The 22,282-nt window shown below is 38.2% G+C and carries 22 protein-coding genes; 11 read left to right on the plus strand and 11 right to left on the minus strand.

The annotated features are described in order from the left end of the window. Window positions 1-32 precede the first annotated feature (32 nt). Complete coding sequence (locus B7C41_RS09245; RefSeq protein ID WP_085298489.1) at window positions 33-1,052, plus strand: GlxA family transcriptional regulator; 1,020 nt, start codon at window positions 33-35, stop codon at window positions 1,050-1,052. Between the two features lie 32 nt (window positions 1,053-1,084). On the opposite strand, the gene B7C41_RS09250 is transcribed toward B7C41_RS09245, so the two are convergent. Beyond that, window positions 1,085-1,396, minus strand: a complete 312-nt coding sequence (locus B7C41_RS09250; RefSeq protein ID WP_235839662.1) for an ArsR/SmtB family transcription factor — start codon at window positions 1,394-1,396, stop codon at window positions 1,085-1,087. A gap of 177 nt (window positions 1,397-1,573) precedes the next feature. On the opposite strand from B7C41_RS09250, the gene B7C41_RS09255 reads away from it, so the two are divergent. The 4 genes from B7C41_RS09255 to B7C41_RS09270 all read left to right on the plus strand — a co-directional run bounded on the left by B7C41_RS09255 (window position 1,574) and on the right by B7C41_RS09270 (window position 7,038). Next, entirely contained in the window at window positions 1,574-4,156 is a 2,583-nt protein-coding gene (locus tag B7C41_RS09255; RefSeq protein WP_235839664.1) for an efflux RND transporter permease subunit, read from the plus strand. Window positions 4,157-4,187: 31 nt separating this feature from the next. Further along, window positions 4,188-5,009, plus strand: a complete 822-nt coding sequence (locus B7C41_RS09260) for an outer membrane lipoprotein-sorting protein (RefSeq protein WP_143764341.1) — start codon at window positions 4,188-4,190, stop codon at window positions 5,007-5,009. A gap of 10 nt (window positions 5,010-5,019) precedes the next feature. Continuing rightward, window positions 5,020-6,402 carry a TonB-dependent receptor gene (locus B7C41_RS09265; protein WP_085298490.1) on the plus strand — a complete coding sequence of 461 codons (1,383 nt, stop codon included), beginning with the start codon at window positions 5,020-5,022 and terminating at the stop codon, window positions 6,400-6,402. Between the two features lie 93 nt (window positions 6,403-6,495). Then, a complete protein-coding gene (locus tag B7C41_RS09270; RefSeq protein WP_158089107.1) occupies window positions 6,496-7,038 on the plus strand; it encodes a Tll0287-like domain-containing protein in 543 nt (180 codons plus the stop codon). A 268-nt stretch (window positions 7,039-7,306) separates the two neighbouring features. Here B7C41_RS09270 and B7C41_RS09275 read toward each other — a convergent pair whose 3' ends face one another. Next, window positions 7,307-7,630 carry a DUF2956 domain-containing protein gene (locus B7C41_RS09275; protein WP_085298492.1) on the minus strand — a complete coding sequence of 108 codons (324 nt, stop codon included), beginning with the start codon at window positions 7,628-7,630 and terminating at the stop codon, window positions 7,307-7,309. 162 nt (window positions 7,631-7,792) lie between these two features. Between B7C41_RS09275 and B7C41_RS09280 the strand changes: the two genes are divergently transcribed. The 6 genes from B7C41_RS09280 to B7C41_RS09305 all read left to right on the plus strand — a co-directional run bounded on the left by B7C41_RS09280 (window position 7,793) and on the right by B7C41_RS09305 (window position 12,273). Further along, window positions 7,793-8,413 (plus strand): dUTP diphosphatase, encoded by a 621-nt coding sequence (locus tag B7C41_RS09280; RefSeq protein WP_085298729.1) that lies wholly within the window; start codon window positions 7,793-7,795, stop codon window positions 8,411-8,413. 176 nt (window positions 8,414-8,589) lie between these two features. Beyond that, entirely contained in the window at window positions 8,590-9,249 is a 660-nt protein-coding gene (locus B7C41_RS09285; RefSeq protein WP_085298493.1) for a DUF2726 domain-containing protein, read from the plus strand. Window positions 9,250-9,467: 218 nt separating this feature from the next. Further along, window positions 9,468-10,178, plus strand: coding sequence for a 5'-methylthioadenosine/S-adenosylhomocysteine nucleosidase (gene mtnN, locus B7C41_RS09290; RefSeq protein ID WP_085298494.1), 711 nt, complete (start codon window positions 9,468-9,470; stop codon window positions 10,176-10,178). An 8-nt stretch (window positions 10,179-10,186) separates the two neighbouring features. Continuing rightward, entirely contained in the window at window positions 10,187-11,155 is a 969-nt protein-coding gene (locus tag B7C41_RS09295; protein WP_235839665.1) for a cobalamin biosynthesis protein CobD/CbiB, read from the plus strand. An 80-nt stretch (window positions 11,156-11,235) separates the two neighbouring features. After that, window positions 11,236-11,625, plus strand: a complete 390-nt coding sequence (locus tag B7C41_RS09300) for a rhodanese-like domain-containing protein (protein ID WP_085298496.1) — start codon at window positions 11,236-11,238, stop codon at window positions 11,623-11,625. Between the two features lie 12 nt (window positions 11,626-11,637). After that, on the plus strand, window positions 11,638-12,273 hold the full coding sequence (locus B7C41_RS09305; RefSeq protein WP_085298497.1) for a trimeric intracellular cation channel family protein: 636 nt from the start codon (window positions 11,638-11,640) through the stop codon (window positions 12,271-12,273). A 225-nt stretch (window positions 12,274-12,498) separates the two neighbouring features. Here B7C41_RS09305 and B7C41_RS09310 read toward each other — a convergent pair whose 3' ends face one another. The 9 genes from B7C41_RS09310 to nosR form a co-directional block, all read right to left on the minus strand. Continuing rightward, complete coding sequence (locus tag B7C41_RS09310) at window positions 12,499-12,822, minus strand: ribonuclease E inhibitor RraB (protein ID WP_085298498.1); 324 nt, start codon at window positions 12,820-12,822, stop codon at window positions 12,499-12,501. A gap of 92 nt (window positions 12,823-12,914) precedes the next feature. Further along, on the minus strand, window positions 12,915-13,403 hold the full coding sequence (locus tag B7C41_RS09315) for a hypothetical protein (RefSeq protein ID WP_085298499.1): 489 nt from the start codon (window positions 13,401-13,403) through the stop codon (window positions 12,915-12,917). Then, window positions 13,403-13,996 (minus strand): DUF4136 domain-containing protein, encoded by a 594-nt coding sequence (locus B7C41_RS09320; RefSeq protein ID WP_085298500.1) that lies wholly within the window; start codon window positions 13,994-13,996, stop codon window positions 13,403-13,405. Before B7C41_RS09320 ends, B7C41_RS09315 begins: the two co-directional genes overlap by 1 nt. 164 nt (window positions 13,997-14,160) lie before the next feature. Further along, on the minus strand, window positions 14,161-14,658 hold the full coding sequence (locus tag B7C41_RS09325) for a nitrous oxide reductase accessory protein NosL (protein WP_085298501.1): 498 nt from the start codon (window positions 14,656-14,658) through the stop codon (window positions 14,161-14,163). A gap of 11 nt (window positions 14,659-14,669) precedes the next feature. After that, window positions 14,670-15,488, minus strand: coding sequence for an ABC transporter permease (locus B7C41_RS09330; protein WP_085298502.1), 819 nt, complete (start codon window positions 15,486-15,488; stop codon window positions 14,670-14,672). Further along, window positions 15,488-16,432: an ABC transporter ATP-binding protein gene (locus tag B7C41_RS09335; protein WP_085298503.1), complete on the minus strand. Its 945-nt coding sequence runs from the start codon at window positions 16,430-16,432 to the stop codon at window positions 15,488-15,490. The genes B7C41_RS09330 and B7C41_RS09335 overlap by 1 nt, the downstream gene beginning before the upstream one ends. 1 nt (window position 16,433) lies before the next feature. Then, a complete protein-coding gene (locus B7C41_RS09340) occupies window positions 16,434-17,810 on the minus strand; it encodes a nitrous oxide reductase family maturation protein NosD (protein ID WP_085298504.1) in 1,377 nt (458 codons plus the stop codon). Between the two features lie 153 nt (window positions 17,811-17,963). Beyond that, window positions 17,964-19,853: a TAT-dependent nitrous-oxide reductase gene (gene nosZ, locus B7C41_RS09345; RefSeq protein ID WP_085298505.1), complete on the minus strand. Its 1,890-nt coding sequence runs from the start codon at window positions 19,851-19,853 to the stop codon at window positions 17,964-17,966. Window positions 19,854-19,894: 41 nt separating this feature from the next. Then, window positions 19,895-22,024: a transcriptional regulator NosR gene (gene nosR / locus B7C41_RS09350; protein WP_235839667.1), complete on the minus strand. Its 2,130-nt coding sequence runs from the start codon at window positions 22,022-22,024 to the stop codon at window positions 19,895-19,897. Window positions 22,025-22,282: the final 258 nt, after the last annotated feature.

Genomic DNA, 22,282 nt, shown 5'->3' on the forward strand with positions numbered 1-22,282 from the left:
TATATTTACGTCATATTTGAGCAGCAGAAGTCATGAAAGAAAAATCTAAGCGCAACTGTGATAACACAATCAACATCGCCCTATTATTGTATGACCACATGCTGGCCACTAGTGTTAGCTTACCCGTGGAAATGCTGCGTGCAGGTGAAGCGGTAGCTCTGCAAGAAAACAGAAAAGCACCACGGCTTTCTATTCAAATGGTCGCAGAATCAATCAAACCTATTTCGACTCGCGCTTTGATCAGACTACTACCCGATACTGACGTTGAAAGTGCCCAACATCCTGATTTTGCTTTTATTCCGAGCTTATGGCGTAACCCTCGGCCGACTATTGCCCAGCAACCTAAAATGCTTAAATGGCTAAGCCATATCTGGCAGCAAGGGACAACGCTTATTGGTGGTGGCACGGGTGTCTGCATGATGGCAGAAACTGGCATTTTAGATAATCACCCAGCAACAACGCATTGGCACTATGTTGAACAATTTAAACGTGATTACCCGCAGGTAGATTTAAAACCTGACTTTTTTATCACTCAGTCAGAACGCACTTATTGTGCCGCGAGCCTAAATGCCTTGGCTGATATTGTTGTACATATAATTTTTCAGATTTATGGCCAAAATGCCGCACAACAAGTCGAACGCAATTTTTCCCATGAAATAAGAAAGCCTTACGAAGATCAGCGATATTTGGAGGGTGCTGTTGACCGCCATCCTGATGAGTTGATCAGTCAAATTCAATTTTGGCTGCAAACCAATTTAAGTTCAGACTTAACTTTAAATGAAATAGCGCAACAGTTTGGCATTAGCCAGCGTTCATTCACTCGAAGGTTTAAGCTCGCTACAGGCGTCAATGCCACACAATATTGGCAAAAATTGAAAATAGAAACCGCAAAAGAACTACTAGCGGCTAGTAATTTATCTATTCAGGAAATAGCCTTTCACGTCGGTTATCAAGACCAAGCAAACTTTACCCGTTTGTTTAAAAAGATGTTGAATTTAACACCGAAAGCTTATCGCGCTATGGTAAGAAAGAAGCTTTTTAGTAACGATTAACCTCAATATTTTAAAATATTAAGGTTAATCGGTTATGAGCAAAACTCACTATGAAGAAAGCCAATAAGCTTAACTACAGAGGGGTTAGCAATACTGTAAAAGATAGTTTGTGATTCGCGACGTGTTTTCACTAAGCCGTCTTTGCGCAATCTTGCTAGATGCTGAGATAGGCTTGATTGGCTTAAATCGACAAAATTATTAAGCTCATTAACCGACATTTCTTTTTCACCTAGATGGCACAAAATCAATAGTCGATTTTCATTACTCATCGCTTTTAACAAATCAGCAACTTGCGAAGCATTACCGCGCATTTCTTTAATATCTATGAGTGCTAATGCTGTCATTATTTTCTCTCTGAAGCGGTAATTTATTGTTCATCACAACGTAAAAATACTGTAATAAAGCAAATCTAGTTGGATATTACATTAGATACTGCTAATATAAAAGTATATTACGCCTTTCTAATATAACAAATCACACCTAAATGGCTTTACTTGTTATTAACTCCTAAGGGAAATATTTTGAATTACCAACGCGTTTTAAATTTTGCTATTGCTAAACCCAAAGCCATTTACTCACTAGTGCTATTTATCACTTTATTGAGTTTAGCAATGATTCCTATGATAGAAATTGATACTGATCCTGAAAATATGCTCAGTAAAGACGCTCCAGCACGGGTATTTCACAACCAAATAAAAACCGACTTTTTGATGCGTGACATGATCATTGTTGGCCTAGTTAGCGAAAGTAACATTTTCACGCCTGATACATTATCAACTATTGAACAATTAACTAACGATGTTCTACAACTCGATGGCGTCATTAAGCAAGACTTATTATCACTCAATGTCGTCGATAACATCACTCAATTAACAGATGAAAATGGCCAAAACCACGGCATTGTTTTTGAATATTTAATGAAAAATGCGCCAACAACAACACAAGGCAGTGCGGCAATTAAACACGCAGTAGAACGTCTGCCGATGCTCAACAATACCTTGGTTTCTGGTGACGATAAAGCCATTGCTATTTATGTTCCAATCATTAGTAAAGATCAAAGTTATGTTATTGCAGAAGAGATCAGAGCAATAAGTAAAAACTATATTAACCAGAAAAAGACCCATTTAGCTTTCCACATTACCGGCTTACCCGTAGCCGAAGATCAATTTGGTTATGAAATGTTTGTACAAATGGGCGTGGCAGCACCTTTGGCTGGCTTAGCAATATTTGTTCTGCTTTGGTACTTTTTCCGTAATATTCCGCTGATAATAGCCCCAATGGTTGTTGCGATGGCAACCGTTTTAATCATTATGGGTAGCCTGATAGGTTTAGGTTTTACCGTTCATATTATGTCTTCGATGATCGCGATATTCTTAATGCCAATTGCTGTGGTTGACTCTGTACACATTCTCTCTGAATTTGCTGATCGCTATAAGGCAGGTGACAAAGCCTCTGACACGGTAAAGCAAGTCATGGGACACTTGTATACGCCAATGTTGTTTACCTCAATAACCTCAGCGGTCGGTTTTTATTCACTAATGTTAACCCCTATCCCACCGGTAAAAGTATTTGGCGCTTTTATCGGTACCGGCATACTATTGGCTTTTGTCCTTACTATTACTTACATTCCAGCTTATATCGCTCGCATGAAACCTGAAACTTTAGCAAACTTGCAGCGTGCTTTACAACGAATGCAGCAAAAGGGGCGTTTAGCGAATAGCTTACAGCAACTAGGTATTTTCTCGATAAAACGAGGCAAAGTTATTTTGTTGGCCTTTATCGCCCTATTTGCTTTAAGTATTGAAGGTATAACCCGTATAGAAATTAACGATAATCCCGTCAATTGGTTTAAAGCTGATCATGAAATTCGTATTTCCGACAAAGCACTTAACCAGCATTTTGCCGGTACTTACGATGCATGGTTAGTTTTCAGCAACAACGGTGTTGATGAAACTGCAGCTATTAGTCATTTTCAACAAACGTTATCAGCAATTAAGGCAAGCGTAACAAAATCAGCGGTAATAAAACTCATTGAGAACTGGCAGCAAAGCCAAACAGAAAATACAGCGCAAGCAAGCCCGTTTTTTACACAAAATCTACTCATTAGCCTAGATGACCTTCGTTTTGAAGCCCCTGATTCAGAGCAAGCTTGGCTAGAGCAACTTTATAATATCAGCGAACAAGCACTAGCCGATAAACAAACCTTTACTGATCCGGCAATACTGACTTGGTTAGCAAATTTGCAGAATGCCTTGGTTGAAAATGGTGATGTCGGCAAAGTAAATAGCTTAGTCGATATTGTGCGCACCGTTAACCGAGAGCTCAACTCTGGTGATAACAAAGATTTTGCTGTTCCTGATACCAGTAATGGCGTTGCACAAACCTTACTGCAATTCCAATCTTCACATCGACCGCAAGATTTATGGCACTTTGTTAGCCCTGACTATCAAAAAACCTTACTGTGGCTGCAAATGACTAGTGGTGATAACCAGCACATGACAAAAGTGGTGAACTGGGTTGAAAACTACATTAGGTCAAATCCACCGCCAGCAAACATTCAACACCAATGGGCAGGTAAGTCTTACCTTAATGTGGTTTGGCAAGACGCTATGGTTAGCGGCATGATAGACAGCCTACTATCATCATTCATCGTGGTGTTTTTAATGATGATGTTGCTATTTAGATCAATAAAATATGGTGTGCTTGCCATGCTTCCGCTAACCTTCACTATCACCATGATTTACGGCTTGATTGGTTGGTTTGGAAAGGCCTACGACATGCCAATCGCAGTGTTATCGGCACTAACATTAGGGCTTTCCATTGATTTTGCCATTCACTTTATTCAACGAGTTCGTGAACTGGAAAATGAATATCAAAGCCTTACCCGTGCACTTAGCGCAATGTTTCAAGAGCCTAGCCGCGCAATCAGCAGAAATGCCATTGTTATTGCCATAGGTTTCACACCGTTATTGCTTTCACCACTGATGCCATATATTACCGTAGGCTTTTTCTTGGCGAGCATCATGATAATGTCAGCATTAGTCACTTTAGTGTTATTACCAGCACTACTGACATTACTCAATAGCACTAAAAAAACAGCATAAAATATGACTCACTGATAGGAGAGCAGCAGCGATGAACAGGTTATTTTATTCAAATATCAAGCAAGTGAAGCGCCTAGTCGTAATGACGCTCATCACATTGCTAGCAGTTAATACCACATTACAAGCACAAGAGCTGAGCGCAGAACAAATCATCGCTAAAGCAAATTTAGCGGCTTATTACGCTGGTGACGATGGTAGTGCCCAAGCTCGCATGATTATTGTTGATGAAAATGGCCAAAAGCAAATGCGCCAATTCATCATTTTACGCCAAGATAAAAAAGATTTAGGCGACCAAAATATGCTGGTATTTTTCTCTCGCCCGAGCAATGTCAAAGACACCGTTTTTCGCGTTGAAAAGCACACTGAGCAAGACGATAACCGTTGGCTATACTTACCCGCGCTTGATTTAGTAAAGCGTATTTCCGCTGGTGACAAACGTACCTCTTTTGTTGGCTCACACTTTTTTTACGAAGACGTTTCAGGCCGAAATCCTAATGAAGATTCTTTTTCTTTATTAAGTGAAGACGACAATAGTTACACCATAAAAGCAGTACCAAAAAACAAAAATAGTGTTGAGTTTAATTATTACATCATCAACATTAGTAAAAGTAACTTTCTACCAACAGAGAGCACTTATTTTGATGCTCAAGCAAAACCGGTTAGAAAGATGACTGTACTAAAAGTTAAAAATATTACGGGTAATGCGACGGTAATGAAGTCTCGTATCACAGATCTGACGAACAATAGTTATACCGAAATGCAATTTCGTAAAGTAAAATATGATATTGGCTTGCCTAACAATATTTTCAGCGAGCGCAGCATGCGCACTCCACCTAAAGCCTGGTTAAAATAGAATATTATTGATGAAATTTTCATTCTTACGCTCATTGTTGCCATTTATAGTTGCTTTACTTGCTGCAACGATTTTAGTGACTAGCCAACCAATACAAGCAATGCCTGCACAAAATAACCATGGCGGCTTTGATGTGCATATTCCTGAGAATACTCCTGATAATATTAATGAGGAAGATGAAGACTGGGGTGATGATTGGGCTGAAGAGGAAGTAACATCACCTTGGCAAGTTACTGGCATTATTGAAGCGGCTTATGGTCAGTTTCTACAAAGCAATATGACTGAAAAGTCATCATCGCTTAATGAAATAAGAGCTAGAATCAATATCGATTATAGTCATTCCCTTTTTGAATTAGCGTGGAAAATCGACAGCCGTTATGATGCCGTATTAGATAAAAAAATTTGGCAAACTCGAGAGCTGAATGTCGCCGCCAGCCCATTCAGCTTTCTTGACGTGAAAGTGGGTCGACAAGTACTCACTTGGGGAACCGGTGATTACCTTTTTTTAAATGATTTATTCGCCAAAGATTGGCAATCATTTTTTTCAGGCCGAGCTGACGAATATTTAAAAGCTCCTTCCGATAGCATAAGAACCAATTGGTATTTTGATAACGTCAACTTCACTTTAGTATGGACACCTGAATTTACACCAGATAATTACATTACCGGTGAGCGTTTTTCATTTTATTCACTGCAAATGCAGAAAATTGTTGCGCCACGTGAAACCTTTCCCGTAACAAAAACCAATAATTCACAGTGGTCGGCACGACTAAATACTAGTGTAAATAATATCGAATTATCTCTTTATGGCTATCAAGGTTATTGGCCAACACCGCAGGGAGGTAAAGCAACGGTAGAAAACCAAGCACAAGGTTATTTTCCAAAATTAAATTCTTGGGGCTTTAGTGCGCTGACAACTTATGCTGGTGGAGTTATCAATCTCGAATACAGCCGTTATAACAGCATTGAAGACAGGCACGGAAAAAACAACAATATAGCCAATGGCCAACACCGATTCTTGTTAGGTTACGAGCGAGAACTTGCCAAGAACTTGACCGCCAGCGTGCAATATTACTTGGAACGCACTGCAAACTACCAAGCGCTTCTAGAAAACAGCACCACACCAGAACAAGTTGTTGATGAGAACCGACAGTTAATCACACTGCGTTTAACTTATCGTACTCAACAACAAACCTTAACCTATTCGCTGTTTAGCTTTTATTCACCAACCGATCATGATGCTTATCTCAAACCAAGTATTAATTACCAATACAATGATCAATGGCTATTCAGCGCAGGTGCAAATGTATTTATTGGCAAAGATGACTATTCTTTTTTCGGTCAGCACCAAGACAACACAAATACGTGGTTGCGACTACGTTATGCGTATTAAACCACCTGAATTTGTGCCTAGTTTATTAATGTAGTTACTACAACTTTTCGACGCTAGTTATAAAAAGGAACGAATATGAGAGCAATATATATTTTGGCTTTATTTGTCACAACGCAGTTAAATGCTGCTCAACTTACGGATGAACAACAGCTAGAGATAAAAGCAAGGCAAATAACCAAAAAATTCGCTACTGAGCTGAAAGAAAATTTACAGTCAGCAATTAAAACCGGAGGGTTAATAGCAGGCGTTAAGGTATGCAATAGCAAGGCCCCTGAAATTGCTAAAAACTATTCAATGGCAGGCTGGGAAATTGGCAGAACAAGCTTAAAAACACGTAACACAGCGAATAAGCCAACAGATAAAGAAAACATTATTTTGGAAAACTTTGCCAAAAAACAACTTGCGGGACAAGATATAGCAAGCTTGAGTTATTCAAATTACAACACCAAAACCAAGCAATACCATTTTATGAAAGCGATCCCGACAAATCAGATATGCTTGGCATGCCACGGGGAAAATATTGCCCCTGAACTTAGCAATGAAATAGACAAACTCTATCCCTCAGATCAAGCCAAGGGTTTTAAACTGGGCGATTTGAGAGGAGCGTTTAGCTTGACGTATAAACAAAGCGAATAATTACCGCGGTACTATTGAGTGCCCTCTACTTGGGCAAAAGTACTAGCCAGTATTTTAGTGTTACTGCACTTACTTCAGTATACACTTTCGAGAGAGGTACTCTTAGCTAACAAGGCTATTCACATTATTGATACTAACGTTTGGTTTTTCATAACAGCAGCAGTTTTAGGTTAAATTCAATATAGCCTCTTCGATAATTTGTTTAGCGCTCAATCTCAAAAGGAGCCCGTAACCAGACGAGCTAACTCAAGTTTAAATTAACCAACAATTATCGTATCAAAAAAAAGCCCCAACTAGCGATTAACAATAGCCAAGGTAATATCATAACTAATCGATTCTGCGAAGCGTCAATATTACTGTTTGCTGAATCACTGCCGATTGGTTCTGATGCGGTTTTCACTTGTGAGTTTTTTTTTCGTTGTTTATCTCGCTCACGTGCCTTAATTTTTTGCTGTTTTTTATATTCACTAATGCCTTTTTCAATACCTTGAGCAATCAATTTTGTTTGCTCTTTAGTCTGACCCTTTTTTTGGGTACCTTTGGCGATACGTAACGCTTCTTGTTGCACTTCTGTTGATACTTTAGCGGTCAAAAGTAAACCTCTGCTCTCATTGATAATGTGATTATAATGCCATTAATATTTCATAAATTTAAGTACAATACTTGTTAGTTTATGTTTGCTGCGGCAAACTATTAATAAGTCACCTTATTGACCGTCAATTCCAACAGAATAGAGAAAAAAATGAGCGATTCACTGAGCACAGCAAAAAATCAAATAATACAAATGTTATCAATGCAAGACGCGATGAATTCACGGGTCAGTGAAACATGGCGAGATAACAACTATGAATGGTATCGTGCCATTTGGGTTGAATGTGCTGAAATGTTAGATCACCACGGTTGGAAGTGGTGGAAACATCAAGAAATCGACGTTGCACAAGTACAATTGGAATTAGTTGATATTTTCCATTTTGGTTTAAGCCTACGCTTAATGGCAGGCGGTACGGTTGAAGAAATAACTGAAACCTTATCAACAGAGTTAACTCAAAACAGCGGAGAGCAAGACTTCAAAATTGCCCTTGAAAACTTAGCTTCAGCGGCCGTTAGCCATAAAGCATTTGATGCCGTAGCATTAGCTGATTGTATGCGTTTGATGTCGATGGATTTAAATGAACTTTTCCGCCAATACGTAGGTAAAAACACTTTAAACTTTTTCCGCCAAGATCACGGCTACAAAGAAGGTAGCTACATTAAAATCTGGCACGGTGAAGAAGACAACGAAGTGCTAGCCAATTTAGTTAACACCTTAGATGCTAGCGCGACAGATTTCCAACAGCAACTTTACGCTGCACTTGAAGCTAAATATCCGAGCTAAACATCACATTACGAATAAGCGTATAATACGAATAAAATCAACCAGTTAACTAGCTCACCCTAGTTGGCTCTGTCGATTACTTTTATCTAGAGCCCATAATTATATCTCTGGCGCAATTTTTGCTTTATCTAAATACTTAAGATAAACGTCAAGAATTTGAACTGCCGGAGATGTATATGGAACTCATTCTATTTGCCATGATCAGCCTTATTGTAATTGTTGCTATGTTAGCGAGTCGACTAACCGATAATAGCTTTCCTTTTCCTTTTGATCGAAAAACTGCCATTTTCACGCCTGCAGAAAAAAATTTTCAGAATCTCGTTGAACAAGCAATGGGAGATAGGTATCGCATAATTAATCGTGTCAAGCTTGCAGATATTGTCACCATTCGCAACGGCGTATCTAATCGTGCAGGTCAAACTGCTGCTAATAATGCTAATAGTAAATATCTAGACTTTGTCATTTGCGACCGAGATTCAATGAAACTTTTAGGTGCTATTGATTTAGTTGATACTAAAGGCAAAGGCTACAAAGTTAAGAAAGACTGGTTTGTTAGTGGCGCACTTGAAGCTGCTGCAGTTCCTCACATTCGTATTAAAGTAAAAGCAAATTACACCGTAGATGAAATTCGCGCTTGTATTAACAGCCGTATTTTAGGTAATAATGCCCCATCACCAAAAGTAAAAGGTCGAGTTATTCCGGCAGCGTTGGTTAAAGCACGTCCACGTTCAGCGGCCGCATTATCACCAGCAGCTGCTCAAGCTCAGCTACAAAAAGATGCGCCAGCAATGGCAAGACAGCTCTCGTCATCACAAGTAGCTGCATTACCCCACTAACCTTTTTCAGCATCATTGGATAAACAAAAAGCAGACGTATATGTCTGCTTTTTTGCTGTTATAAATAAGACTAACCGAGCTGATCTTATTCATCATAAGTCTACTAATATGCTATGAAGTTGATCAATTAGATATTCCAATTGATATCAGTCGCGCTATAATTCAGACATAAGCAAGAGCGAAAGTATATCGCAACATATTCAATAGGATTACAGTAAATGAAAGCAGGTATAATTGGAGCAATGGAACCAGAAGTTGCTATATTAAAAAGTAAGTTACTCAATTGCGAAACAACAACTCATGCTGGCTATACCTTTTATCAAGGACAGTTAAACGATAACGATGTTGTAATCGTGCAATCAGGAATAGGTAAAGTGCCTGCAGCTTTAGCTACGGCAATTCTTATTGATAAGTTTCAACCTGACTATATAGTAAACACAGGCTCTGCCGGCGGTTTTGATCAATTATTAAAGGTTGGAGATATTGTTATAAGCTCTGAAGTCCGTTACCACGATGTTGACGTTACCGCTTTTGGTTACGAGGTGGGTCAGTTACCTGCTAACCCACCCGCCTATCTACCACATCCTGAGTTAATTGCAGCCGCAAAGATAGGTATTAGTTCACTTGAGAATATTCAAACCTTAGTTGGCCTTATCACTACCGGTGATACTTTTATGACTAAAGAAGAAGATATTGCAAAAGCAAAAGCAAACTTCCCTACGATGGCTGCGGTTGAAATGGAAGGTGCTGCTATTGCCAACACTTGTCATCAGTTTGATATCCCATTTGTTATTATTCGGTCAATGTCTGATATCGCAGGCAAGGAATCACCAAGCTCTTTCGAAGCATATTTAGAAACCGCTTCAATTAATTCCTCCCAGTTAGTTATCAGTATGCTAGATGCCTTGAAAGGAAAGTCATTAAACTAATGGAGGGCTTGATTAACATTTTAGCCAGTACACATTTGTACTCTACTGCTGTTATGCTGTTATTAATAATCGCATTAAAAGCATTAATTGGTGTATTTGTTACTCAGCAACCTTTGGCATTTTTTAACTTTTATTGTCAACGCTTAGCCGATAAAGTTAATAAAACTAATAATAGCGCTAGGCAACAAAATATATCAGGTTTGATAGCTATACTTGTTACCCTAGCTCCCCTTTTAGCAATTTTATGGCTATTTGAAACCTTCATTGAAGTAACTTGGCTTTGGCACGGGTTACTATTGTATTTTGCGCTAGGTAATATTGGTTTAGGTAAAATAAATAAGCATATTGCTCGTGAACTTGTCGCTAATAATAACTATTTGGCAAAACAAGCAACATCATCTTTGTTGTTACGAGAAACCGATAAATTATCTACATTAGGCATCAGCAAAGCTTGTATTGAAATGCAGATATTGCGTAGTTCACAACAATTGGTTTGTGTTGGATTTTATTATCTTATTTTTGGCCCTCTTGCCGCTCTGACCTTTCGCTTACTGTTAGAAATGCATTACGTTTGGAATATAAAAATTTTTCGTTTTATCCATTTTGGTGCTGCTGTTAACCATATTGTTAAATTACTGCAATGGCCACCTTCGCGGATACTCTCGTTAATTTTACTGCTCGGCACGGTCGGCCAGAATACCAAACTTTGCTGGCGCTTGACCCGTGGAAAATATTTTCGCATAGGTAATGATTTGTTATTACACATTCTAGCTTTAAGTTTAGAAATTAAACTTGGCGGCGTTGCTATGTATAAAGGCAACAAACTCCGTAAAGTAAGCTTTAATGACCAGGCAAGACAACCACAAGCTACTGATATAATTCATGCTAGTAAGCGTATTAATTACGCGCTATACATTTGTATACTACTCGTCATGATGGTTGCAATTATGTCTTACGCTAACTCAGGACAAGGTTAGTTTTTGGAGCTTTAATAAAAATAGTTAAGAATTATTTCTACCACAAAAATCAGTATTACTTGCGTCAATAAGGAACTAAAATGAATTTTTTAAAATCAACATTAATATTACTACTCAGTCTTGCTAGCTTTATTAGTTTTGCTGAGCAAACAGCAACAATTTCACAACAAGATTTACTCGCCTTAATGGCTACACCTGCAAGCAAAACAATAATATTAGACGTTCGCACAGCAAAAGAATTCTCCCAAGGCCATATCAAGGGCGCGATTAATATCAGCCATGATCAAATCAAAACTAATTTGAGTAAAATCATAGGCTATAAAAACCAAACTGTTGTCGTTCATTGTCGCTCTGGACGTCGAGCAGTGAGTGCTGAAAATGTACTTCGAGCAGCGGGCTTTAGTGATCTTCGCCATCTTGATGGCGACATGAATGGCTGGCAAGCCGCTAATTTACCTCTTATTAAATAGCGATAATAATAGATGTTAGAACTACTCTACTGGCTTAATCTTTTTGGTGTTGTTGTTTTTGCCTTTTCTGGGGCATTAATGGCGGGACGTTATAAGCTGGATCCCTTTGGAGTAGTTGTCTTATCTGCCGTCACTGCTATTGGTGGCGGTACTATTCGCGATGTAATGTTACAAACCCCGGTTTTCTGGTTAAAAGATCCGATATATTTATATTTTATTTTGGCAACCGCAGTATTAACTATTGTATTTATTCGTTGTCCAAAGCGAATTCCTAAAAAGTTTTTACTCATATCTGACGCATTTGGTTTAGCACTATTTGCCGTTTTAGGAACGGAAAAAGCTTTAAGCTTAGGAGTAGCAATACCTGTAGCCGTTATAATGGGCACGGTGACCGGAGTTGCAGGTGGCATGATACGCGATGTACTTTGCAATGTAATTCCGATGATATTACGACAAGAAATCTATGCGACGGCGGCGATACTAGGCGGCGCACTATATACTTTATTAACCCATTACTCGGTCCCTGAGCATATTGCTATTGTATTGGCAATATTAAGCGCTCTTATGCTACGTTTAGCGGCCATCTATTGGCGTGTCAGCTTACCGGCATTTCAAATATTAGAAAAAGAAAGCAAGGAAGACAGATGAGAGTGAGTACTACGATTGAAACTTTCTGCTTTATATGCAACCGAGTTAGAAATCTACCGTTATCTGTATACTGCATTTTGCGCTAGCATAACTCTACAACTGCATTTTCAAGTAGATTAGTTATAGAAAGCGATCCCCCTGAACAGTGATAAAGTATTGAAAAACAACCTAAGTAGTTTGCCTAACACTTGGATAATTAAATAACAACACCTTAAAAATCAACAGTTAAGCTTCGATACCCCAACCATCATTAAAACCTTTAAATTTGGCCGCTAGTAGCTCAAATTCAGCTTCTTGGGCGACAATTGCATCATAACTTGGTGTCATACTAACGATGCAATTTACATCCCAAACATTAGGCATTTCATCTGGTACTAATTCCACAGCCATTTCAGGTGCTTGTTCAGCCAAATGTGCAACCATAGCTTGAGCACTTTCTTCTTTTTCAAATAGCTGAAAAAAGACTATCTTGTGTAGCACAGTTAAATCAATACCTGCATCATGCATTTCAGCAAGTACTTGGCCAGTTTCATCATGTGGAAATGTCATAGAGAAATAGTTTTTATAAGAATGTTAGCGCTATTATAACCTTAAAATTACTCAATAGTTCTACATCATATAGAATATTTATAATAAATAATTTACTGCTGAAAAGCGCAAATATTTTGCTGACAACTTAGCAATACTTGTGGTGAACTTTTTGGGCAGGTCGCTAAGGTTGTATATTGTGTTTTTAGCTTCTTTAGCAAAGATGCACCAATATTATTAATCGCAACGGAACAGTCGATATTCTTAAAGTTTACTTTTATCACTTGGCATTGTTGCACTGAAATACAGGTGAGATTTTTCACTACTATTTGTTCAAATTGCTTAACAACACGAATACCGTCAGTAATATTCGTTATGCTTTTAGATTTGGACACTTCAACTGGCTGCTGCATGCCATTAGCTATAGTTTTACGTTCGCGAATCCTTTCCCGTCGTATTGTTTCAGCTTGTGATGCTTCTTCTAATTGCTTTTTTAATGCAGTCGTTGATTTTTCATTTTCATTCAGCAAGTAACCTAAACCAAGCAATATCGCCACAAAGCCTGATAACACAAGCATGGTTATCATTAGCCACTTACGCATTACACAAATTGCTCGCTTAAGTAGCTAATTCTGCTGATATCTTTTCCTTTTGGATAGTCCTGCAACATATTACTGATCGCATCACTGATTTTTTTTTGCATTTCCTGACTATTATCTTTTTCTTCAAAGCCTAATGGATAAACACTACGCCAAACAGAGCGCTGACTGTTCGGATCAATGATATCAAGAATCAAGCTGCCGGGACGTAACTTTCCTTGTAATTCTCGACGGGTAGCTTGCCCAGCTTTTAAACAGTAACTACAGTATTTCACTTGTTGGTCATAAAGTTTGAGCTCATTAAAATCATGATTGATGACATGATAAGCAATAATCACATCAGCGTCTTTCGAGGTTTTATAACTAAAGCCATTTTTATCAAAGTTCTGCTCAATTGCGAGTTCAATAGTATTTCGAGTGCTATCACGAAGGTTTTGTAAATCACCAAAAGCTGAATTTCGACTATAAGTGCTATAGCTTTCTATTGCAGAAAAGTCGAAAGCACCACGAAAAGACGTTGTCGCAATATTGGACGATGTACAAGAGAAAAGTGTGGCAACTAATGCTAAGCAGAATGTTAATCTAAAAGTTATCATGCAAGCTTCGAAGAAAAAATGATATGACTAGATTACCTGTCTAGCTACAAATTACAACTTTTCATCATAATATAAAATTCAAAATGAATGGTTAATGGTTGTTGATTTATCGATATGAATGCATTCATGAATGACAGAGCCAACAACCAAGTAGGATACGTAGATTATTGAAGCGACTCATAATTAACGGCATTAAAGTCTATAACTCTTCCACCAAACTCTGCCGCAAAAGCATCAGCATCTGACTGTAGAGAAAAACTTGCAAGCGTTTTACCCATTGCCCCCGTTTGGCTTGAGTCAATTACAAACCACGCTTGACGAGCGTTAATAAAAAACTCGTCTTTAGGTGAATCCCAGGGAGCTTTACTCATATCATGTACAAGTATCGTTGTAACATTACGTTTATTTTCAGGGTCAAGATAAAAGCTGAACATGTCACGTGTGGAACAAAATTTCTTTACTTGTTCACCATCTGCTTTTGTGATTCCTTTACGGAATAATTCACCTTTAGGACCAGAAAAATTCGAGATAAGCATACCGCATAAATGGCACTCATCTGAACTTTCAATAGCCACAGCTTGATGAATAATTTGCTTTTGATCGGCTTGCTCTGAACAACCAGTAATAATAAATAAAAATATGAGAGAGATATAGCGCAGCATATAAACAGCCTTTAAAGTTTTTTAGTTCGAAAAATCAATGAAGCAATTGTTAGCGGCAATATAACCCACCCACATAAAATTGTTAACAACTGCACTTGAGATAGATTTGCGTTTATTGCTATAGCTAATGCGCCGTTGACATCTGTACTATCAAGACCTGCAAGGTTCACTAAACGAAAAATATCTGCGGGATTAAGCATCATAAGCTGAGTAAGTGCTGATTGGCTCAAACCAGTTTGAACACCTACGAGCAATGCAAGTAGTGCTAAATCAAATACCAGAGCAAAAAAGAACCAAGTAATAAGTGCAACACCTGCAGCTTTAGACTTTTCACTTGCCATTAAACTGATAATATAAGCTATCGCAGTGAAACTTAAGCCCAGTAACGTAGCGCTCAAAATAAAATAGCCAAAGGTTTGCAGAATTTCAACATCATTGTGTTGAATAAAAAGCAATATTGCTGAGGTACCAAAGCCTAAGGTTGTTGCCAAAGTTATAATGCCACCTTGGCCTAAAAACTTACCAAACAGAAGTTGGTTTTTACTCAAAGGGTAAGTAAGTAATAACAACAGCGTACCACCTTCTTGCTCACCCACAAAGCTATCGTAACTTAGTAATAATGCGATAAGTGGTATCAAAAAAACCGCTAAACTGGCTAAACTGGCAACCGTTGTTGATAGAGATGTTAATCCTGTTGTGCCGGAAGCTGCGGCACCAAAATAGGTTAAACCAACAGATAAAACAGCAAAAATTAAGGTAATAGATAATAGCCAACGATTTCGTAAACCATCATGAAACTCTTTATTAGCAACGGTAATTATTTCTCTCACTATGCTTCTGCCTTGCTTTTATCTAATGCCATATGAATACCTGCGCTTTGATTAGCACCCTTTGCTAGGTAATATTGATAAACCTGTTCTAAATTCGCTGACTCAACAGCAATATCGCTCAATGTTGAGTCTGCAAGTAAATAACGTAATATATTGAGTTTTTCTTGCTCTGGTACTTTCAATGTTGATGTAGAGTCAAGATAAGGATTGAGCATTTTATCTTCTGCTAAAATTCCATTTAATCCAACTGGCATTATTTTGGTTGGTAAATTAGCACTCGCTCTTAACTCTGCAATAGTACCTAACGCAAGCGTTGTCCCCCCAGAAATGATCATAGCACGGTCAATATGCTGTTCTACGCCGGGTAAAACATGTGAACACAAAACAACACTTGTACCCTGGGTTTTAAGTTGATCAACACTTTGATAAAACTCAGCTGTAGCGCTTGGATCCAGGCCGACAGTAGGCTCATCAAGTAGTAATAACTTAGGTTGGCCAATAAAAGCTTGAGCTAAGCCTAAGCGTTGACGCATACCTTTAGAATAAGTTTTTACCGGTCTCATCATCGCATGAGCAATACCAACTTGCTCTAGTAGTTCTTTTGCATGTGCTTTAGTTTTCCCCTTTAAGCGAGCAAAGTAAGTTAATACCTCTAAACCTGAAAGTTGCTCATAAAACATGACATTTTCAGGTAAGTACCCCATTCTCGCCCGCATATGCCAAGCTGACTTATGATCCGGTTGCATATCCATAACAGTGACAGAGCCAACATCTGGTGAGATGACACCTAGAATAAGCTTCATCATAGTGGTTTTACCCGCACCGTTATGACCAAATAAACCTAAAACCTCACCTTGCGCTAGATCGAGGTTTATAGATGTCAATGCTTTTAACTGTTTATAATGTTTACTAACATTTTTAAGGGAAACTAGTGGCTTATTCATTTTATTCACTTACCTTTTGTGCAAGAACTTCAGTGCCGCTTGCCAATTTTTTGTTTTTTATTTTGTGTTCATCACTTAATGATATAAAAGGAGAAACCATTAAAGGAAAACTATCTTTTACACCCGGAGGTTTGAGTACTGGAAACTCTTTTTGTATCCAACGTAATATTAAAATCACAGGGCTATCCATAATCATCTTCATTTCAGGATATTGCCAAACAAGTTGATCAATACCATCATTAGGCTCAAAAATAACATCACCAATACTGTCACCATTCATATCCCAACCGAGATAATTGCTCCAGTAATTTCCTTTACCGTCAAGGCTCCATTCTTGTTTTTTATTTGAAACATACTTCACTTGTATTGGGTTATTAATAAAACTATTGCTATAAACTTTAGTTTTTTCAGAGCCTGCAGTTAAATGGATACCTATTTCTGTGGTATCAATGTAATTGTTTTTAATGGTATTGTAGCCAGAATTATAAACAAATAAGCCTTTTCCATCGCGGCCTAGCACCTTATTCTCAGGCTTGGTCCAAACATCTTTAATATAATTATCTTCAAAGGTAGATTCGGTAATAAAGTTAAGTAAAAATCCGTAATCTTCTGAATCAGTGGTTTTGTTGCCTTTAATGATTAATCGGCGCGAACTCATTAATGCATAGCCCGCACGGGTGCTATAGGCAGTATTGCCTTGCACAGTATTATCATAAGAATACATATAATGAATGCCGTAACGTAAATCATGCATGACATTATTCTCTATCAAATTATTTTGGCTAGAAATCACATAAATACCATCGCGTGTATTATATGTTTCATTTTCGAAAACATAACTATGGGTTACGTTAGCCACTTGAATACCATTACCTCTATCTGCTGAACGTAATGTTGGGTTTCCTTCCACCTTATTATTGAAAATTTTGGCATTGGTGACATGATTCAGCCAGATACCGAAACCGCTCCCCGATAGCGTATTATTTGAAATGACTATACCATCAGCTTTTTTATGGTTTACTTTTTCATGAGAATAAACACCTGAATTTTGTTCGGTTAGATCATCTCCCCAATTAATAATATTAAGGTTATCAATAGTAATATGTGCGTTTTTTAATACCAGCGCATGTCCACTACCTTGAGCATCGATAATGCTACCTTGCTTTCCGCCTTCATCACTACCACGTAAGGTTATTTGTTTGGCAATGACAAAGTTGCCCAAGTAATGGCCTGCGATTAATTTTACAATATCGCCATCAGCACTGGCATCGAGCACTTGTTGTAAATTGTCTTTTGGCGAAACCGTGATCGTTTTGCCATTTGCAGACAACGAGATTGCTGTAAACAACAATAAATAAGCAAAGAGTTTTTTATGCATATCAAAGAAAATCTTTTCTAGCCTCATATAAGGAGGAAAAGCATAACATCGAGTAAATGTTATGCTTTGATCTGGGTTAACTTAGTGTAATAAAGTTGTGATATAAATCACAATTTTATTATATTCGCTATATTAGTCTTAGCCACAAAACAATTAAGCTTCAACGAACATGCGACCGCGCATTTCCATGTGTAGCGCATGACAGAACCAATTACAGTAATACCACTGCACACCTGGTTTATTAGCAGTAAAAGTAATAGAAGAAGTCTGTTGAGGACCAATTTCCATTTGTACGCCGTGGTTAGTCATACAGAAACCATGTGTTACATCTTCAACTTGATCAAGGTTAGTTATGATAACCGTCACTTCATCACCAAGTTTAACAGTGAATTCACTCAAGCCGTAAGTTGGTGCTATTGAGGTCATGTACACACGTACTTTTTTACCATCACGAATAACTTTGTTCTCAGTCATGGTATTAACGCCATCTTTCTTAGCAATCGCTAATGTTTCTGCAAACGTTGGTTCATCACGAGTATAAACTTTCTTAGTCTTAATTTTGCTACGATGTACCATAATACAATCATGCGGTTCAGCAAATGTAGGGCCATCATGAACAAGTTTCATTTCATCACCAGATATATCAATTAATTGATCATTTTCTGGTTTAAGTGGCCCTGTTGGTAAGAACCTATCCTTAGAAAACTTACATAGCACAACTAACCATTTACCATCAGCATCACGTGATTCACCCTGTGTTGTATGGTTATGGCCTGGTTGATAATGAACATCTAGTTTTTGACGAAGGTAGTTAACTTTTTCACCTTTGTAAGCTTTAATCGCATCTTCAACATTCCATTTAGCAACTTGGCTATCTAGGAATAAAGTAGTATAAGCATTACCACGACCATCAAAAGCGGTATGAAGTGGGCCTAAGCCTAACTCTGGCTCAGCTACAACTGTATCACGAGGCTTGATTTTATTAGCGAATAAGTCATCAAGTTTAGCAATAGAGATTACTGTCACTGTTGGTGATAATTTACCATTCGCCATGAAGTACTTGCCTTCTGGCGAAGTATTTAAGCCGTGAGGTGATTTAGGCACAGGAATATAGCGTGTTAGTTCAGAGCCTTTACGACCATCTAATACCGGTACATCATTGCCATTATAAGTTTTGAACTTACCTGCTTTAAGTGCAGCTTCACAAGCCGCTAAACTAAATACAACAACATGATCACGCTCAGATGAAATCATTTCACCTAAGTTCATGCCCATTTCTGAGTTGTAACATGTTGATGCAAAGTATTTGCCATCAAAATCGGCATCAGTATTATCTAAGTTACCATCAACCATGACTTGGAAAGCCATTTCCATAGTTTCTGCATCAATGACATTGTATAAAGAACGGTAAGTACTAGTATCTTTCATACCATCTTTACCATCGTTATTCATTGGAATTTCAAACTCACCATTACAAACAACATATTTAGTGTATGGTGCTTTTTGTACGCGTAAGCCGTGAACTGCTTGTACGTTCGGTACTGTAAGCATTTTATCACATTTCATGATATCACAGCGAATACGCGCTACACGTGAATTAGCTTTATCATTAATGAAAACGTATTTACCATTGTAGCTACCATCGGTCATGCTCATATGAGGGTGATGCGAATCACCCATCATGATGTCAGCACTATCGCCTTTAACGCGTTTAGATTCTTCAGTTAAACCCCAACCCGTTGCTGAGTCAGTGTTAAATACAGGAATACGCATTAATTCACGCATTGATGGAATACCCATAATACGAACTTCACCAGAGTGACCACCAGACCAAAAGCCATAGTACTCATCTAACTCGCCTGGATGAACAGCAGGGCTCATTGCCATTTCTTTTCTTTGTGCTTGCGCTGTAGAGGCAAACATTGCAGCAGTCATCGGAGCAGCAACGGCGCCAGCGCCAACTAATGCTGTTTTGCCAAAAAATTTACGTCTGCTTTCATTTTCCAACTGCGATTCGTTGGCATTATTATCATCATTAATCATTTGCTTTCTCCATTGTTTATTCGTTTGGTGCTAATAGATAGTTAACCGACATTTACTGCCGCAATTTCTTGTTCTTTGTACTTATTATTTTTATATTTTTGTTTTTTTAATGGTGGACATTTATCATCATTAAAATAGGTTACCTGACAATCTAAACAGTAGTGACATTCACGCATGTTGATTTCGCCATCAGGGTTAATTGCTTGTATTTCACATTCTTTCGCGCAGGTTTTACATGGTTGACCACATTCTTTACGGCGACGTAACCAACTGAATAAACGCACACTATTACTAGTTGAAAGCGCTGCGCCAAGAGGACATAAATAGCGACAGAAAAACTTGCGGTTAAAGATATTAATGGTCAGTAAAATGATGACGTAAATGTTAAATGGCCATTCACGGTCAAACTTCAGCAAAAATGTAGTTTTAAAAGGTTCTATTTCAGCAAACTGTTCAGCTAGTGCTAACGAGTCAAGTGACAGGCCAAACAAACCTAATAGTACTAAATACTTAATTGCCCATAAGCGTTCATGCACAGCCCATGGCAACTCAAATTGTGGAATTTTTATATAACGAGCAAAAACATTCATTAACTCTTGTAGTGCGCCAAAAGGACATAACCAACCACAATATACTGCACGACCCCAAAGCAGCATAGTGACGGCTGCAGCGCCCCACAGCATGAAGATAATTGGGTCTAATAGAAATAAATCCCAAGAGAAGTCAGTCATAAATGCTTGTAAGAAAGTAAATACGTTAACGACGGAAAGCTGTCCCCCCCAAGCCCAACCAATGAAAACAACTGTAACAATTAAGAAACTATGACGGAAATTGTGCATAAAGGTTGGATGTCTAACGAGCACATCTTGAAAAAATAATGACACTAATAACAGCACCATCAATATCGACAAGACGACTACTTCAGTATTTTTTTCTTTCCACACTTGTTGCGCTAATGATAATTCAGGCTCAGGCGTAATAAGCGGTGGACGGTCTACGTATTGATCTAAGGTGTGGTAGTCAGCTTTAAAACTAGTAAAGATGCTATCTAATGGGCCTGTTTGACGACGAACGAGTAATTCTAATTGCCAATCGGAAGCAGGATTAAACTCGTGATGTTCACGAACAATAAAAATAGAACGCTCTTTAAATTTTGGAGCACCATCAATATAAATATCGGGTACACGGCTATGATCTAAATCTCTAAAAGCAAAAGCATTTTCATTTTGTAATATTTGAATACGATCGAAAATAGCGCCACGCACATAACCAGAACCTTTAAAAGAATAACCGGTTCCCATTAAAATCATTGCATGTTCGTCAGGCTTTAATGTGGATATTAAGTAGTCATACTCACTATCACCTAACAGGTTGCGCCCGACAGAAGGAATATCAACTTGTGCGAAGTAAACTTCGGCAAACATATCTTGTTTTTGTTCAGCAGAGGCTTCATCGACATGTTCAGCATCAGTGCCAATAAAGGCTTCATCAACCGTTTTTCGATTAAGGTATAACTTGCGAATAGCGCCATTACCTGTAAGCGTAGCCCAGTCTGCTTTTTCATACACATCTTGATGAATAGCTCCCATAGGCTGAATAGCCTCTTGAGTAGCACTGATAATACCAAGAGAGCGTGCAACTATTTTTGCAGACTTAACAATAGCAACATTCATTACCATAACCGTTACGGTTGCACCTGAAAGACCATCAATATGTATGACCCCTTCAGTTTTATTACCACCAACTTTTAATCTATCATCTGCACTCAAGCCATTATATTGATCTGTAAATTCCCATAACTTGCTCTCCGGGATGCCAGCCAAAATTATAGGTTCATGATGTTCAAGCACTTTAGCACCAAGGTAAACACCCTTTACATCAATCGCCACTAGCATATTTACTGGTTCGCCTGAGTAGGCTGGAATTTTTGCTAAATCATTAGTTTCAAAAGCATAACCAATAACTTCATCTTGTTTGTAGATAGTCCAAATAAGTGGGTCACCCACTTTATCTGATACTTTAGTTGCTTGCGGGAATATTTCATGGATAAGCGGTAAAGGATCCCTAGGCTCACTAACAAATAACGCGTGCGCTGAGAACTGGACAAGCCAGAGAAGTAGCAAGGTAAACAATGTTAACTGTTTTTTACTGAGCGATAAGAAAAGTAGCATTATTGCGTAGTACCTTAAGTGCATTAAATTAAGTTGCTAAAAGATGAGTGAATTAAATTATTTTTCAGTTTAGTCAACTGCGACAATATGTCGCACATATTACGCGCATTGAAATTAGCATTACTGACTTAGATCAATAAATCTATAATAATGCTAGAGCATGAAGTTCACTTAGTAGGCACAAACTAATCATCGATAAAACAACACTATAGACTTTTACAATTTACTTCCATGCGCTGTTAACTGGGGCTTCAAGGA

It is taken from the genome of Cognaticolwellia mytili (assembly GCF_002104475.1).
In the GTDB taxonomy this organism is placed as follows: Bacteria; Pseudomonadota; Gammaproteobacteria; order Enterobacterales; family Alteromonadaceae; genus Cognaticolwellia; species Cognaticolwellia mytili.

Bases quoted from the DNA above. Each gene is read 5' to 3' on its own strand.
- B7C41_RS09245 (WP_085298489.1), top strand. From the start codon at position 33: ATGAAAGAAAAATCTAAGCGCAACTGTGATAACACAATCAACATCGCC.
- nosZ (WP_085298505.1), bottom strand. From the start codon at position 19,853: ATGATTAATGATGATAATAATGCCAACGAATCGCAGTTGGAAAATGAA.
- B7C41_RS09325 (WP_085298501.1), bottom strand. From the start codon at position 14,658: ATGCTGCGCTATATCTCTCTCATATTTTTATTTATTATTACTGGTTGT.
- B7C41_RS09260 (WP_143764341.1), top strand. From the start codon at position 4,188: ATGAACAGGTTATTTTATTCAAATATCAAGCAAGTGAAGCGCCTAGTC.
- B7C41_RS09265 (WP_085298490.1), top strand. From the start codon at position 5,020: ATGAAATTTTCATTCTTACGCTCATTGTTGCCATTTATAGTTGCTTTA.
- B7C41_RS09310 (WP_085298498.1), bottom strand. From the start codon at position 12,822: ATGACATTTCCACATGATGAAACTGGCCAAGTACTTGCTGAAATGCAT.
- B7C41_RS09340 (WP_085298504.1), bottom strand. From the start codon at position 17,810: ATGCATAAAAAACTCTTTGCTTATTTATTGTTGTTTACAGCAATCTCG.
- B7C41_RS09335 (WP_085298503.1), bottom strand. From the start codon at position 16,432: ATGAATAAGCCACTAGTTTCCCTTAAAAATGTTAGTAAACATTATAAA.
- B7C41_RS09300 (WP_085298496.1), top strand. From the start codon at position 11,236: ATGAATTTTTTAAAATCAACATTAATATTACTACTCAGTCTTGCTAGC.
- B7C41_RS09315 (WP_085298499.1), bottom strand. From the start codon at position 13,403: ATGCGTAAGTGGCTAATGATAACCATGCTTGTGTTATCAGGCTTTGTG.
- B7C41_RS09305 (WP_085298497.1), top strand. From the start codon at position 11,638: ATGTTAGAACTACTCTACTGGCTTAATCTTTTTGGTGTTGTTGTTTTT.
- mtnN (WP_085298494.1), top strand. From the start codon at position 9,468: ATGAAAGCAGGTATAATTGGAGCAATGGAACCAGAAGTTGCTATATTA.
- B7C41_RS09320 (WP_085298500.1), bottom strand. From the start codon at position 13,996: ATGATAACTTTTAGATTAACATTCTGCTTAGCATTAGTTGCCACACTT.
- B7C41_RS09285 (WP_085298493.1), top strand. From the start codon at position 8,590: ATGGAACTCATTCTATTTGCCATGATCAGCCTTATTGTAATTGTTGCT.
- B7C41_RS09250 (WP_235839662.1), bottom strand. From the start codon at position 1,396: ATGACAGCATTAGCACTCATAGATATTAAAGAAATGCGCGGTAATGCT.
- nosR (WP_235839667.1), bottom strand. From the start codon at position 22,024: ATGCTACTTTTCTTATCGCTCAGTAAAAAACAGTTAACATTGTTTACC.